General features: G+C 56.4%; 13 protein-coding genes. 7 read left to right on the forward strand and 6 right to left on the reverse strand.

The features are described 5' to 3' along the window. The first annotated feature begins 163 nt into the window (after positions 1–163). The 5 genes from lolC to cobB are packed head-to-tail and all read left to right on the forward strand — an operon-like array spanning position 164 to position 5,102. Positions 164–1,363, forward strand: coding sequence for a lipoprotein-releasing ABC transporter permease subunit LolC (gene lolC / locus P349_RS20845; RefSeq protein WP_024908607.1), 1,200 nt, complete (start codon positions 164–166; stop codon positions 1,361–1,363). Continuing rightward, positions 1,356–2,057 (forward strand): lipoprotein-releasing ABC transporter ATP-binding protein LolD, encoded by a 702-nt coding sequence (gene lolD / locus P349_RS20840; protein WP_010429765.1) that lies wholly within the window; start codon positions 1,356–1,358, stop codon positions 2,055–2,057. The genes lolC and lolD overlap by 8 nt, the downstream gene beginning before the upstream one ends. Further along, the gene (lolE, locus tag P349_RS20835; protein WP_032650869.1) at positions 2,057–3,301 is read left to right on the forward strand and encodes a lipoprotein-releasing ABC transporter permease subunit LolE; all 1,245 of its coding nucleotides are present in this window, start codon (positions 2,057–2,059) and stop codon (positions 3,299–3,301) included. Before lolD ends, lolE begins: the two co-directional genes overlap by 1 nt. A 53-nt stretch (positions 3,302–3,354) precedes the next feature. Then, complete coding sequence (gene nagK, locus P349_RS20830) at positions 3,355–4,266, forward strand: N-acetylglucosamine kinase (protein WP_032650871.1); 912 nt, start codon at positions 3,355–3,357, stop codon at positions 4,264–4,266. Positions 4,267–4,280: 14 nt separating this feature from the next. After that, complete coding sequence (cobB, locus tag P349_RS20825; protein WP_032650873.1) at positions 4,281–5,102, forward strand: Sir2 family NAD+-dependent deacetylase; 822 nt, start codon at positions 4,281–4,283, stop codon at positions 5,100–5,102. 45 nt (positions 5,103–5,147) lie between these two features. Here cobB and P349_RS20820 read toward each other — a convergent pair whose 3' ends face one another. Next, the gene (locus P349_RS20820) at positions 5,148–7,079 is read right to left on the reverse strand and encodes a methyl-accepting chemotaxis protein (RefSeq protein WP_032650874.1); all 1,932 of its coding nucleotides are present in this window, start codon (positions 7,077–7,079) and stop codon (positions 5,148–5,150) included. Positions 7,080–7,316: 237 nt separating this feature from the next. Between P349_RS20820 and P349_RS20815 the strand changes: the two genes are divergently transcribed. After that, entirely contained in the window at positions 7,317–8,546 is a 1,230-nt protein-coding gene (locus P349_RS20815; RefSeq protein ID WP_032650875.1) for an EAL and HDOD domain-containing protein, read from the forward strand. 47 nt (positions 8,547–8,593) lie between these two features. On the opposite strand, the gene potD is transcribed toward P349_RS20815, so the two are convergent. The 4 genes from potD to potA are packed head-to-tail and all read right to left on the reverse strand — an operon-like array spanning position 8,594 to position 12,396. Continuing rightward, entirely contained in the window at positions 8,594–9,628 is a 1,035-nt protein-coding gene (gene potD, locus P349_RS20810; protein WP_032650876.1) for a spermidine/putrescine ABC transporter substrate-binding protein PotD, read from the reverse strand. After that, a complete protein-coding gene (potC, locus tag P349_RS20805; RefSeq protein WP_008500765.1) occupies positions 9,625–10,416 on the reverse strand; it encodes a spermidine/putrescine ABC transporter permease PotC in 792 nt (263 codons plus the stop codon). Before potC ends, potD begins: the two co-directional genes overlap by 4 nt. Next, a complete protein-coding gene (potB, locus tag P349_RS20800; protein ID WP_032650877.1) occupies positions 10,413–11,270 on the reverse strand; it encodes a spermidine/putrescine ABC transporter permease PotB in 858 nt (285 codons plus the stop codon). The genes potC and potB overlap by 4 nt, the downstream gene beginning before the upstream one ends. After that, entirely contained in the window at positions 11,254–12,396 is a 1,143-nt protein-coding gene (potA, locus tag P349_RS20795) for a spermidine/putrescine ABC transporter ATP-binding protein PotA (protein WP_175557795.1), read from the reverse strand. The genes potB and potA overlap by 17 nt, the downstream gene beginning before the upstream one ends. A 237-nt stretch (positions 12,397–12,633) precedes the next feature. On the opposite strand from potA, the gene pepT reads away from it, so the two are divergent. Further along, positions 12,634–13,857, forward strand: a complete 1,224-nt coding sequence (pepT, locus tag P349_RS20790) for a peptidase T (RefSeq protein ID WP_032650881.1) — start codon at positions 12,634–12,636, stop codon at positions 13,855–13,857. 42 nt (positions 13,858–13,899) lie between these two features. On the opposite strand, the gene P349_RS20785 is transcribed toward pepT, so the two are convergent. Then, positions 13,900–15,021, reverse strand: coding sequence for a ribosomal protein uL16 3-hydroxylase (locus P349_RS20785; RefSeq protein WP_032650882.1), 1,122 nt, complete (start codon positions 15,019–15,021; stop codon positions 13,900–13,902). Positions 15,022–15,024 lie beyond the last annotated feature (3 nt).

Here is a 15,024-nt window from a genome sequence, read left to right on the forward strand (position 1 = left end):
TCGGAAAAGGTGGAGGTTGCGAGGTGAGTATTCAGATAATAGCACCCTGATTTATCTGAATTTTTCGGAAAAATGATTACCAAAGCTTACTGTTTCAGTCATTTACGCTTAACGGATTCGCTTATATACTCGTGGGTCTGCTATCAGCAAACAGACGGATTTCATGTATCAACCTGTCGCACTCTTCATAGGCTTACGCTACATGCGTGGGCGCGCCGCGGACCGCTTCGGTCGCTTTGTCTCCTGGCTTTCGACTATTGGCATTACGCTTGGCGTGATGGCACTGGTGACGGTGCTTTCCGTCATGAATGGCTTTGAGCGCGAGCTGCAAAACAACATCCTGGGGCTGATGCCCCAGGCCGTTCTCTCATCGACTAACGGTTCGGTTAACCCACAGCAGTTGCCGGAAAGCGCGGCGAAGTTACAGGGCGTCACGCGCGTTGCGCCGTTGACCACCGGTGACGTGGTGCTGCAAAGCGCCCGCAGCGTGGCGGTCGGCGTGATGCTGGGTATCGACCCGGCGCAAAACGATCCGCTGACACCATATCTGGTTAACGTGAAGCAGACCGATCTGGAGGCCGGAAAATACAATGTGATTCTGGGTGAACAGCTTGCCGGCCAGCTTGGCGTCAACCGTGGCGACCAGCTGCGCGTGATGGTGCCTTCTGCCAGCCAGTTTACGCCGATGGGACGCCTGCCAAGCCAGCGCCTGTTCAACGTGATTGGTACCTTTGCCGCTAACAGCGAAGTCGATGGCTACCAGATGCTGGTGAACATTCAGGATGCTTCACGCCTGATGCGCTACCCGGCGGGGAATATCACCGGCTGGCGCCTGTGGCTCGACGCACCGCTGAAGGTCGATACCCTCAGCCAGCAAAAACTGCCGGACGGCACCAAATGGCAGGACTGGCGCGAGCGCAAAGGCGAATTGTTCCAGGCCGTGCGGATGGAGAAAAACATGATGGGGCTGCTGCTGAGCCTGATCGTGGCCGTGGCCGCATTTAACATCATTACCTCGCTGGGCCTGATGGTGATGGAGAAGCAGGGCGAAGTTGCCATTCTGCAAACCCAGGGGCTCACGCCGCGCCAGATCATGGCGGTGTTTATGGTGCAGGGGGCCAGTGCCGGTATCATCGGCGCGCTGCTCGGCGCCGTGCTGGGGGCATTGCTTGCCAGCCAGCTCAATAACTTAATGCCGATCATCGGCGCGCTGCTTGACGGCGCGGCGCTGCCGGTGGCTATCGAGCCGCTGCAGGTGGTCGGTATTGCGCTGGCCGCGATGGCCATTGCGCTGCTTTCTACGCTTTATCCTTCCTGGCGCGCCGCCGCCACTCAACCCGCTGAGGCTTTACGTTATGAATAAGATCCTGTTGCAATGCGACAACCTGTCCAAACGCTATCAGGAAGGCACTGTGCAAACCGACGTGCTGCACAATGTGAGCTTTAGCGTGGGTGAAGGCGAGATGATGGCGATTGTCGGCAGCTCCGGCTCGGGCAAAAGTACGCTGCTGCATCTGCTGGGCGGGCTGGATACGCCAACCGAAGGCGACGTGATTTTCTCCGGCCAGCCGATGAGCAAAATGTCCTCAGCGGCGAAGGCTGAGCTACGCAACCGCGAGCTGGGCTTTATCTACCAGTTTCACCACCTGCTGCCGGATTTCACGGCGCTGGAAAACGTGGCGATGCCGCTGCTGATTGGCAAAAAGAAACCGGCAGAAATTAACGCTCGCGCCAGCGACATGCTGAAAGCGGTAGGGCTGGGCCATCGCGGCAACCATCGTCCCTCTGAGCTTTCCGGCGGCGAGCGTCAGCGCGTGGCGATTGCCCGTGCGCTGGTCAACAACCCGCGTCTGGTGCTGGCGGATGAGCCTACCGGTAACCTGGATGCCCGCAATGCGGACAGTATTTTCCAGCTTCTGGGCGAGCTAAACGCCTCACAGGGCACCGCGTTTCTGGTGGTGACCCACGATCTGCAGCTGGCAAAACGCATGGGGCGTCAGCTTGAGATGCGCGACGGCCATCTGAACGCGGAACTGACCCTGATGGGAGCAGAGTAATGGCGTCACCGTTATCGTTACTCATCGGTTTACGTTTTAGCCGCGGCCGCCGTCGCGGCGGCATGGTGTCGCTGATCTCCGTCATCTCGACCATCGGCATTGCGCTGGGCGTGGCGGTGCTGATTGTCGGCTTAAGCGCGATGAACGGTTTTGAGCGCGAGCTGAATAACCGCATTCTGGCGGTCGTGCCGCACGGGGAGATCGAACCGGTTAACCAGCCATGGACGAACTGGAGCGATGCGCTCGCCAAAGTTGAAAAAGTGCCGGGCATCGCCGCGGCCGCGCCCTATATTAACTTTACCGGGCTGGTGGAGAGCGGGGTAAACCTGCGCGCCATTCAGGTGAAAGGAGTCAACCCCGTCCAGGAAGCGCGCCTCAGCGCGCTGCCAAACTATGTGCAGAACGGCGCGTGGGCCAACTTCAAGGCGGGCGAGCAGCAGATCATCATGGGTAAAGGCGTGGCCGATGCCCTGAAGGTGAAGCAGGGCGACTGGGTGTCAATCATGATCCCGAACGCCAGCGCTGACCACAAACTGCAGCAGCCTAAGCGCGTGCGCCTGCACGTCACCGGTATTCTTCAACTGAGCGGTCAGCTTGACCACAGCTTTGCGATGGTGCCGATGGAAGATGCGCGCCAGTATCTCGACATGGGCGACAGCGTGACGGGTATTGCCATTAAGGTAAACGACGTCTTTAACGCCAACAAGCTGGTACGCGACGCGGGCAGCGTGACCAATAACTATGTCTACATCAAAAGCTGGATTGGCACTTACGGGTATATGTACCGTGATATCCAGATGATCCGCGCCATTATGTATCTGGCGATGGTGCTGGTGATTGGTGTGGCGTGCTTTAATATCGTCTCGACGCTGGTGATGGCGGTCAAGGACAAGAGCGGCGACATCGCCGTGCTGCGTACGCTGGGGGCGAAAGACGGTCTTATTCGCGCCATCTTCGTCTGGTACGGTTTGCTGGCGGGGCTGTTCGGCAGCCTGTGCGGCGTGGTGATTGGCGTGGTGGTTTCCCTGCAGCTGACGCCGATTATCAACGGGATTGAAAAACTTATTGGTCACCAGTTCCTGTCGGGTGATATCTATTTTATTGACTTCCTGCCGTCTGAACTGCACTGGCTGGATGTTTTTTATGTGCTGCTTACAGCACTTTTACTGAGTCTGCTGGCAAGCTGGTATCCGGCGCGTCGCGCAAGCCGAATTGATCCGGCGAGGGTATTAAGTGGCCAGTAATTACGTCATGATCTAGCGGCTTTCGGGTCGCCAGATCGAAAGAGGAATGCGTTATGTATTATGGATTTGATATTGGCGGCACCAAGATTGCGCTCGGCGCGTTTGATAAAGACCTCAAACTGCAGTGGGAAACCCGCGTTCCCACGCCGCGCGAAAGCTACGACGATTTTTTAACCGCCATTGCCTCGCTGGTGGCGCAGGCGGATGAACGTTTCGGCGTGAAAGGCAGCGTCGGCATCGGTATTCCGGGCATGCCCGAAACCGACGACGGTACGCTTTACGCGGCCAACGTGCCTGCCGCCAGCGGTAAACCGCTGCGCGCCGATCTCTCTGCCCTCCTTGAACGCGACGTGCGTTTAGACAATGATGCCAACTGCTTTGCGCTCTCTGAAGCCTGGGATGATGAATTCCGTCGCTATCCGCTGGTGATGGGGCTGATCCTCGGTACCGGCGTCGGCGGGGGAATCGTCGTCAACGGTAAGCCCATCACCGGCCGCAGCTACATTACTGGCGAGTTTGGCCATATCCGCCTGCCGGTGGATGCTCTCGAGGTGGTGGGGCGTGATTTCCCGCTGACCCGCTGCGGCTGTGGCCAGCACGGCTGTATTGAGAACTACCTTTCCGGCCGCGGGTTTGCATGGCTTTACGAACACTTCTATCATCAGAAACTTGAGGCCCCTCAAATCATTACCCTGTGGGAGCAAGGGGATGCGCAGGCGCGCGAGCACGTCGAGCGCTATCTGGATCTGCTGGCGGTGTGTCTGGGAAATATTCTCACCATCGTCGACCCGGATCTGCTGGTGATCGGGGGAGGGCTCTCAAACTTTACCGCGATTACGGAACGGTTGTCCGGGCGTTTGCCCCGACATTTATTGCCGGTTGCCCGCGTGCCGCGTATTGAACGCGCGCGACACGGGGACGCAGGAGGCATGCGCGGAGCCGCATTCCTTCATCTCACCGATTAGTTTACGAGGTTTCTATGCTGTCGCGTCGCCAGGGTCGACTCAGCCGTTTTCGCAAAAACAAACGCCGCTTACGTGAGCGCTTGCGCCAGCGGATCTTTTTCAGAGACAGAATAATGCCAGAAGCGATGGATAAACCCAGAGTGGTGGTGCTGACCGGGGCGGGGATCTCCGCCGAGTCAGGAATTCGAACCTTCCGCGCGGCGGACGGGCTGTGGGAAGAGCACCGCGTGGAGGATGTCGCCACGCCGGAAGGTTTTGCCCGCGACCCGGATCTCGTGCAGGCGTTTTACAACGCCCGCCGTCGTCAGCTTCAGCAGCCTGACGTTGCGCCTAATGCGGCGCATCTGGCGCTGGCGAAGCTGGAAGAGGCGCTGGGCGATCGTTTTCTGCTGGTAACGCAGAATATCGACAACCTGCACGAGCGGGCCGGCAACAAGAACATCATCCATATGCACGGTGAGCTGCTCAAGGTTCGCTGCGCCTGGAGCGGTCAGGTGCTTGACTGGAAAGAAGACGTGCTGCCGGAGGATAAGTGCCACTGCTGCCAGTTCCCGTCGCGCCTGCGACCGCACGTGGTCTGGTTCGGCGAAATGCCGCTGGGAATGGATGAGATCTACAGCGCGCTGGCGATGGCCGACGTGTTTATCGCCATCGGCACATCCGGCCACGTTTATCCGGCGGCGGGGTTTGTCCACGAAGCGCGACTGCACGGTGCGCATACGGTTGAACTCAACCTTGAGCCAAGCCAGGTGGGCAGCGAGTTTGAAGAGAAACACTACGGTCTGGCAAGCACGGTTGTCCCGGAGTTTGTCGACAAGCTGCTGAAAGGCCTGTAACGCGAATCGCGTGAAAAGGCACCCGCTGGACGGGTGCCTTTTTATTTAAGAATGAAAGAACGCCAGCGTCTTCTCCAACGATTTAGCCTGCTCGTCCAGCGAGAGCGCCGCCGCTGAGATCTGCTGAACCAGAGAGGCGTTCTGCTGGGTGGTGCTGTCCATCTGGTTAACGGCAGTGCTGACCTGGCTAATCCCGCGGTTCTGCTCGTCCAGTGCCTGAACAATATCGTTGATGACCAGATGCACGTGCGACACCGCCTCAATCACCTGTTTCATCATTACGCCGGTCTCATTGACCAGCTCAACGCCTTTACTGACGCGGCCTGAGGACTCGGCAATCAGCTGAGAGATCTCTTTGGCCGCGTTAGCGCTTCGCTGGGCAAGATTGCGCACTTCACCTGCGACTACCGCGAAACCGCGCCCCTGTTCGCCGGCACGCGCTGCTTCAACGGCCGCATTCAGCGCCAGGATATTGGTCTGGAAGGCGATGCCATCGACGATGCTGTTAATCTCACCGATCTTACGCGCGCTCTCGTCAATCTCCCCAATCACCACGACTACGTCGTTCACCAGCGTTTCGCCATGCCCGGCGAGGCTCGCGGCGCGATCGGTCAGCGTCGTCGCCTTGTGGGCGTTGTCGGCGTTATTCTTCACCGTGACCGAAATCTCTTCCATGCTGGCTGCCGTTTCAACAATCGCCGCCGCCTGTTCTTCGGTTCGCGAGGCGAGATCAAGGTTGCCCGCCGAAATTTCGCTGGTCCCGCCGTGCACGGAATGGCTTGCTTCGCTGATATTGTCGACGATGCGCTTGAGCTGCATCTGCATGGTGTGCAGGGCATAAAAAATGCTGTGGGTATCTCCGGAGCGAACCGGGATGGTGTTGTTCAGCTCCCCCCGGGCGACGGCCAGGGCGATCCCGGCGGCCTCGGAAGGTTCTCCCCCCACCGGACGGTCAACCTTGCGGGTAAAGATCTGCGCCATCACCAGGCTAACCGCCACGATGCTTAACACCATCAGGATGATGGCTTTCAGCAAAAATGCGCGCGCTTCGGCCATCACTTCGCTGACCGGGGTGATAATGGCGAGCTTCCACGGCGTCTGGCTATTACCGACGGCGATGTCCTGCCAGGTGATAAACACATCTTCCTTCAGCAGCGGATCGTTTATCCGGGTGACGTCATGACCGGCAATCTGACCGGCGTAAGGCTTGCCTGCTGCGCGCTTGTCCGGGCTGGACACCACGTTATTACCCGCGGAGAGGAGCAGGGCGTAGCCTGTGCCGTTCCACGGTTTAATCGCGCCGATCGTCGATTGCAGCGTGGCGAGCGAGAAGTCAGAGGTGACCGAGCCCAGAAACTGACCGTCACGCATGATGGGGGCGGCAATCGAGGTGAGCATCACGTCCACGCCGTTGTAGGGGTAAATATAGGGTTCGATGATCACATCTTTATGCCGCTGTTTCGGCAGCAGATAATAATCACCGCTGCCGGGCGTTTCGATGTCCGTCAGCAGGTGTAAGGCCGGTTTGCCGGTAGCGTCGTGGTCGACGTAGCGGGCGTAGCGTCCGGCAGGATCTTCACCGCTCTGACCGGCAAAGGCGGCATCTTTATCGTCAAACGCGTTGGGCTCAAAGGCCATCGACATAGAGAGAAACTGGGGATGAGCCGACAGATAGTGGATGAGCAGCTGGTTCAGGCTCTGGCGATCGAATACCCCCGCCTCGCGCAGCGCCAGCGCGCTGTTGCCCATGTCCCGGGCGGCAGTCAGGGCAGAATCCAGCTGTTTGCTGACCTGTAAAGCTTGCACCTCGGCAATCTGGCGGATATGTTTTTTGGCCAGCACCTCCTGCTGCGCCATCCACTGCCACATCATAAACCCGATCGTTGCCGTAAAGCCCACCGTCACGGTGAGGAAAATGGACAATAGCATCAACGTCTTGACTCTTATTTTAGATCTTCGGACCATGGCGTCTTTCATTCTCATCTCCCGTAATGTTGTGCGTGTCGGGCAGGCACATATTCCTTATCGGATATATTTCCTTCTTTCTGTAGAGCGCCGGGTATATTTAATTTAAATTCCAGAATAGTAAATCCAGTTAATTAGTGTGGATGCTTTTATTTTGTGCATTCAATCAAAATAGCGCTCGATAATGCTCGTTATCATCGTGTAGAAAGAGGATGCTAATAAATATTAAGTGGTAGAGGAGGATGGGATATGTACGGGTTTATTGCGCGACAACCCATTTTTAACCCTGAAATGAATACGGTGGCCTATGAGCTGCTCTTCAGAGACGGGATGACAAATCGTTTTCCGGATGTGTCGGCGGAATATGCCACGTCCAGAATGATATCCGATCAGTTTTTATGCGTGCCGTCCCAGCGCATCGCCGGGGCGCATACGTCGTTTATTAATTTCCCGTCGCGAATGGTCATTGACCGCAGTGGTGAAGCGCTGGATAAAGAGAGCGTGGTCATTGAGATTCTTGAAGATGCTGTGCCAGGGGCCGAGCTGCTGCAGGCCGTCAGGGAGATGAATGCGCATGGCTATCAGTTTGCGCTTGATGATTTTACCCTTGCACCAGAATGGGATGCATTTTTACCCTATATTTCAATCCTGAAATTCGACGTCAGAAATTACACCTTAGCGCAAATTAAAGCGTATCTGAAAGCGCGTAAACACCTGACCGGACATATTAAATATCTCGCTGAAAAAATTGAGACTAAAGAGGAATTCAACCAATACAAGGAGGAGGGATTCTCGCTGTTTCAGGGCTATTTTTTCTGCCGTCCGGAGGTCATTAAATATAAACGGCTGTCGCAAAATCAGCTGGCGATTTTTCGGCTGCAAATGGAGGTCGGACGCAATAAACCTGATTTTCGGATCGTCGAGTCGTTGATAAAAACCGATCTCACGCTCTCTTATAAAATCATGCGCTACATGAAGCATACGGCGTTTAAGCATGTGGGCGCCTGTAATTTCAGCAAGTTAACCCTGAGTGAGGTGCTCAGATACCTCGGGGAAAACCAGCTGAGGCGGTTTGTTGCCGTCGTGGTCCTCGCCAGTGCGGGCAATGATACCGTCAGCGAGCTTTACCCGTTGAGTATGATGCGCGGTAAGTTCTGTGAACTGATCGCAGAGACGATGAAAGAACCGGCGCTGGCTGAAAATGCGTTCATGTGCGGCCTGTTTTCTCTGCTCGATACCCTCCTTGAGCTGCCGATGGCCGAGTTGATGAAGCAAATTGCGGTGCCGCAGAGCGTGAGCAACGCGCTGTGCGACCAGGAGGGACGGCTAGCCGATATGGTGAGCCTTTGCCGTTACTATGAACAGCAGCAGTGGGACGAGGCGACCCGGGTTCGTCAGGCGCTGGGTCTGTCGGATGAGGAGGTGGTGGAGGCGATGAGAAAGGCGACGATCTGGGCAGGAGAGAATGCGGTCAGTTAATTCCCCCTCACGCCGCGCAGGCGGCGTGAGGAAGAACGCGATACCGGTTAGCGGCCCGCTTTAAATTTCTGGTAATACTCTTCGTAGAGGCGGCTGGCGTCACCGACATCGTTCTGCCATTCACCTTTGCTGATGGTTTCGGCATCCGGGTAGAGCGATTTATCGTTAGCCACCTCAGGCTTCAGCAGCTTGCGCGCCGCGAGGTTTGGCGTCGGGTAGCCAATCGTCTCGGCAACCTGTTTCGCCACGTCCGGGCGCAGCAGGAAGTTAATCAGCTTAAGCGCCCCTTCAACGTTTTTCGCGTTGGCCGGAATCGACAGACTATCCATCCAGAAGATCCCGCCTTCTTTCGGCCAGACCACCTCAAGCGGCGTACCGGCCTGGCGGGCCACATACGCGGAGCCGTTCCACACCATCCCCAGATTCACTTCGCCTTCCATATACGGGTTAGCCGGGTTATCAGAGTTGAACGCCGCCACGTTAGGCATCAGCTTTTTCAGCTCGGTATACGCCGCTTCAATCTCTTTTGGATCAGTCGTGTTGCCCGAGTAGCCCAGCTTGCGCAGCGCCACCTGGAACACTTCACGCGCGTCGTCGGTTAACAACAGGCTGCCTTTGTACTCCGGTTTCCACAGGTCGGCCCAGCTCGTCACCGTTTTCGGATCGACGGCCTCGCTGTTAACGCCAATCGCGGTTGCCCCCCAGATATACGGAATGGAGTAGTCGTTATTCGGGTCGAACGGCTTGTTGAGCATCTCCGGATCGAGGTTTGAAAAATGAGTTAGCTTTGTTTTATCGATCTTCTGGATCATGCCCTCTTTGCGCATTTTGTCGACAAAGTAGGTGGAAGGAACCACCAGATCGTACGCGCCGTCTTTGTAGGTTTTGAGCTTGGCATACATGGTTTCATTCGACTCGTAGGTCGAGTAGATCACCTTGATGCCCGTCTCTTTGGTGAACTGTTCCAGTAGGCCCGGCGGCACATACTCGGTCCAGTTGTAGAAGTAGAGCGTTTTGCTGTCATCAGCGTGCGCGACACCCATGCCAAGCACCAGCGCCGCAGCGGCGAGCATTTTTTTCATTTCATTGTCCCCTGAGATTTTGTTTTATCACGAGCAATAACCTGGCTGGCGATCACCAGAACCAGCGAAAACACCAGCAGAATGGTCGCCAGCGCGTTCACCTCCGGTGAGACGCCGACTTTCACCATCGAATAGATCTTCAACGGCAGAATTTCATAGCTCGGCCCGGTCACGAAGGAGGACACGACAACGTCATCCATCGACAGGGTGAAGCTCAGCAGCCATCCGGCCGCCACGGCAGGCATCGCCAGCGGCAGGATGATTTTGCGCAGGATGGTCATCTCGCTGGCACCCAGATCCTTCGCAGCCTCCAGCATGCGTACGTCGAACCCTTTCAGGCGCGCAAAGACGGTCACCACCACAAACGGCAGGCAGAAGGTGATATGGGAAAACAGCAGCGACCAGAAGCCAAGCTGTACGCCCAGCAGCATAAACAGCACCAGCAGCGAAATGGCCATCACGATGTCCGGTGACATCATCACCACAAACAGCATGCCGCTGACGAACGGTTTGCCGCGAAAGCGATAGCGGTACAGCGCGACGGCGGTGAGCGAGCCAATCAGCGTCGCGAAGGTGGCGGAGAAGATCGCCATCGTCAACGAGTGCTGAGCGGCCTGAAGCAGGCTGTCATTGTTCATCAGCAGGCTGTACCAGTCGGTGGTAAAGCCCTGCCAGTTAATCCCAAAGCGCGAGCTGTTAAACGAGTTCACGATCAAAATAATGATCGGGATATACAGGTAAGCGTAAATGGCGGTCATAAAACCGCCGCGAAGCAGTCGACCGATCATTCGAGTTCCACCTTTTTATTCAGCAGCCGTGAGGCGCGCCAGTAGACCAGCAGCATCAGACCCATCACCACCGTCAGCGTGATGCTGGTGGCGGACCCGAACGGCCAGTCGCGAATGTTCAGGAACTGGCTCTTGATCACGTTACCGATCAGCAGATTTTTCGCCCCGCCCATCAGGTCAGAAACGTAGAACAAGCCCATCGCCGGGAGCATCACCAGCAAACAGCCCGCAATAATACCGGGCATCGTCAGCGGAATAATGATACGGATAAAGGTCTGCAGCCTGTTGGCACCCAGATCTTTTGCCGCTTCCAGTAGCGGTTTATCCAGCTTCTCAATGCTGGAGTAGAGCGGCATCACCATAAACGGCAGCAGGATATAGACCAGGCCGACAATCACCGCGCTCGGGGTAAACATGATGCGTATCGGCGTATCAATCACCCCCAGCCACAGCAGAAACTCATTCAGGTAACCCTTTGTGCTGAGGAAAATCTTCAGACCATAAATACGGATGAGCGAGTTCGTCCAGAAGGGAACAATCAGTAAAAATAGCAGCAGGGGGCGCACCTTTTGCGGCAGGCCCGCGAGAAACCACGCGAAGGGATATCCCAGCACCAGGCAGGCAATCGTGGCAATCAGCGCCATATTGAGCGAGTGCAGCAGTACGTCAAAATAGAGCGGATCGAGCAGGCGCGCGTAGTTGTCCAGCGTAAAGACCAGCGAAACGAAGCTTGCGTCGTCGCGGGTCAGGAAGCTGGTGGCAATGATCATCAGGTTGGGTAAAAAGACAAACAACACAAGCCAACCGACGATCGTGGCAATCACCACATTCTGGAACTTACTTGTGTTCTTCATCAGCCAGCACAACCTCCCAGCTTTCTACCCAGTTGATAACCATTTTCTGGTCGAGAGAGTGGTCGAAGTCAGGGTCGTCTTCGTTGAAGAATTCGCTGACCATCACCATTTTGCCGTTCTCCAGCTCGACGACAGACTCCAGCGTCATCCCTTTGTAGTTGCGTTCGCGGATATAGCCGATTAACCCTTCGGCCTCGGTATTGCCGTGAATTTCATCGACGCGCAGATCTTCCGGGCGCAGCAGAACGTTGAGCTTTTGTCCCTTTTCTACGGGGAAATTCACCGTGATATTGCACTCGCGTCCTTCGACGCTGGCGCGCACACGCTGGTCGTCCAGACGCTCAATCACCGTGGCGTCAAAGATATTGATCTCGCCAATGAAGCTGGCGACAAACAGATTCTTCGGCTCTTCGTAGATTTCACGCGGCGTGCCGTCCTGCTCGATTTTACCGTCACGCATCACCACGATGCGGTCGGACATGGTCAGGGCCTCTTCCTGATCGTGGGTGACGAAGACAAAGGTAATGCCGAGCTTGCGCTGCAGGGCTTTGAGCTCATTCTGCATCTGCTTGCGCAGCTTGTAATCCAGCGCCGAGAGGGATTCATCCAGCAGGAGCAGGCGTGGCTTGTTGACCACGGCGCGGGCGATGGCCACGCGCTGCTGCTGGCCGCCGGAAAGCTGATGGGGTTTACGCTGGGCAAACGTCTCAAGCTGTACCATGCGCAGGGCGTCGGTGACGCGCGGTTCGATCTCGCTCGCCGGGGTTTTTTGCATCCGCAGGCCGAACGCCACGTTTTCAAACACGGTCATGTGCGGGAAGAGGGCATAGCTCTGAAAGACAGTATTGACGTGGCGATCTTCGGCAGGAACCCGGGTGATGTCCTGGTTTTCAAGATGGATATGGCCGTTATCGACGCTTTCCAGCCCGGCGATAAGGCGCAGTACGGTTGTTTTGCCGCAGCCGGAAGGGCCAAGCAGCGTCAGAAACTCACCGTCATTGATGGTGAGAGTGAGGTCGGAAATGACGTCTTTGCCATCAAAACTTTTACGAATTCGTTCCAGTTTCACCAGCGGTGAACGGGTTTGTGTATTCAATTTTTGCGCTGTCCCATATAGACGCCTCAGGCAGCAGACTGAAGCGGGGTTTGTGTGTAACCACCTTGGTGACTCGTAATGAGGGCGGACATTCTACGGCAATCCCCTGCAATCGCCAATCCTTGTCACTGATTCATAAGCTACATTTACTAACGCATAACGATATAAACGGAAAATATTCTCGTTTGCGGGATAAAAGTGACCTGACGCAATATTTGCGTTTTGATGCTTATTGATAATGTTGTCACAAAAAGTGAGGGTGACTGCATGGATAAATTACTTGAGCGTTTTTTACAGTACGTTTCGCTGGATACCCAATCTAAGCCGGGTGTTCGCCAGGTGCCGAGCACCGAAGGCCAGTGGAAGTTATTAAATCTGCTCAAAGAGCAGCTTGACGCCATGGGGCTGGTCAACGTCACGTTAAGCGAGAAAGGCACTGTGATGGGAACGCTGCCGGCGAATGTCCCGGGTGACATTCCGGCGATTGGCTTTATCTCCCATGTCGACACCTCTCCGGATTTTAGCGGTAAACATGTGAACCCGCAGATTGTGGAAAACTACCGCGGCGGCGACATTGCGCTGGGCATTGGCGACGAAGTGCTCTCGCCCGTCATGTTCCCGGTGCTGCACCAGCTGCTGGGTCAGACGCTGATCACCACCGACGGCAAAACGCTGCTGGGGGCGGATGATAAAGCGGGGATCGCGGAGATCATGACCGCGCTGGCGGTGCTAAAGGATAAAAACATCCCACACGGGGATATCCGCGTGGCCTTTACGCCGGACGAAGAGGTCGGCAAGGGGGCGAAGCACTTCGACGTGGAGGCCTTTAACGCGCAGTGGGCCTATACCGTTGACGGCGGCGGCGTCGGTGAACTGGAGTATGAAAACTTCAATGCCGCGTCCGTTACGATCAAAATTGTCGGCAATAACGTTCACCCCGGTTCGGCGAAAGGCGTCATGGTGAACGCGCTGTCGCTGGCATCGCGAATTCATGCGGAAGTCCCGGTGGAAGAGAGCCCCGAACAGACCGATGGGTATGAAGGTTTCTATCACCTGACCAGCATCAAAGGCACCGTGGACAGCGCGCAGATGCACTACATCATCCGCGATTTCGACCGCAAAGCCTTTGAGGCGCGCAAGCGTAAGATGATGGAGATCGCCAAGAAGGTGGGTAAAGGATTACACCCTGATTGCTACATTGAACTCATCATCGAAGACAGCTATTACAACATGCGCGAGAAGGTGATGGCGCATCCGCATATTCTCGATATCGCCCAGCAGGCGATGCGCGACTGCGATATTGAACCGCAGCTGAAGCCGATTCGCGGCGGCACCGACGGTTCTCAGCTGTCGTTTATGGGGCTGCCGTGCCCGAACCTGTTTACCGGTGGCTATAACTACCACGGCAAGCATGAGTTTGTGACGCTCGAAGGGATGGAAAAGGCGGTGAAGGTGATTGTGCGGATAGCGGAGTTGACCGCGAAGCGGTAAGAAAAAGCCCGGTGGCGAAGCGCCACCGGGCATTACAGCGACTCAGTCCTCAAAGAACCAGTACCCGCTGTTGACCAGCGCGGCCAGCATCGCGAGGAAGGATGGGTCTTCCAGCGCATCACCAAAGGTGTCGGCAGTCAGCACCAGATGGCTGGCAATGGCTTCCAGCGCCGGACGGTGCGGTGAGTCCAGCTTCTCGCCGTTGACGAACACGTCCTCACCAATGCGCAGCACGCGTAATCCGCCCAGACGTACCAGCTTATCGCCCTGCTGGAGCGCATCATAAATCTCGTCAGCCTGATACGGCGGCTCCGGCGGCGCAACGTCCAGCTCGTGACGCGACTGGCTGATAAACTCGCCAAACCACTGTTTGAAGTGCTCCGGCTCGTTAATCAGATCCAGCATCATGCCGCGCAGCTTATCCAGCTCTGCGGGCAGGATATCGGCCGGATGCTCGCGCGCAGGCACATCAGGGTCGCTGTAACGATAGCTGCCCAGCTCGCGTTGCAGCACGTAGTCGGCAAATCCGCTGATCATCTCGCGGCCGCTTGGCGCGCGGAACCCTACGGAGTAGTTGAGTGAGTTTTCCAGCGAGTAGCCCTCGTGAGGGAATCCCGGCGGAATGTAGAGAATGTCACCCGGCTCCAGCTCTTCGTCGATAATCCCTTCAAACGGGTCAACCTGAAGCAGGTCCGGATGCGGGCAGTGCTGCTTCATTGGCACTTTTTCGCCCACTCGCCAGCGGCGGCGGCCCGTACCCTGAATAATAAACACGTCGTACTGGTCCAGATGCGGACCGACGCCACCGCCAGGAACGGAGAAGGAGATCATCAGATCGTCCATGCGCCAGTCGGGCAGGGCGCGGAACGGACGCATTAAGGCGGCCGTTGGCTCGTGCCAGTGGTTGACCGCCTGCACCAGCAGCGACCAGTTGTTTTCACCGAGGTGATCGTAACTTTCGAAAGGACCGTGGCTAACCTGCCATTTCCCGTCCTGGTGGCTGACCAGACGGCTGTCGACTTCGTTTTCCATGGCCAGGCCGGCCAGTTCGTCAGGCGTGATGGGGTCGACAAAGTTGCTGAACCCGCGCTTCAGAACCACCGGGCGTTTCTGCCAGTAACGTTCAATAAACTCGGGCCAGTTAAGTGTTAAGTGATAATCCATATT

The sequence above is a fragment of the Enterobacter sp. DC4 genome (assembly GCF_000568095.1).
Taxonomy (GTDB): domain Bacteria; phylum Pseudomonadota; class Gammaproteobacteria; order Enterobacterales; family Enterobacteriaceae; genus Enterobacter; species Enterobacter pseudoroggenkampii.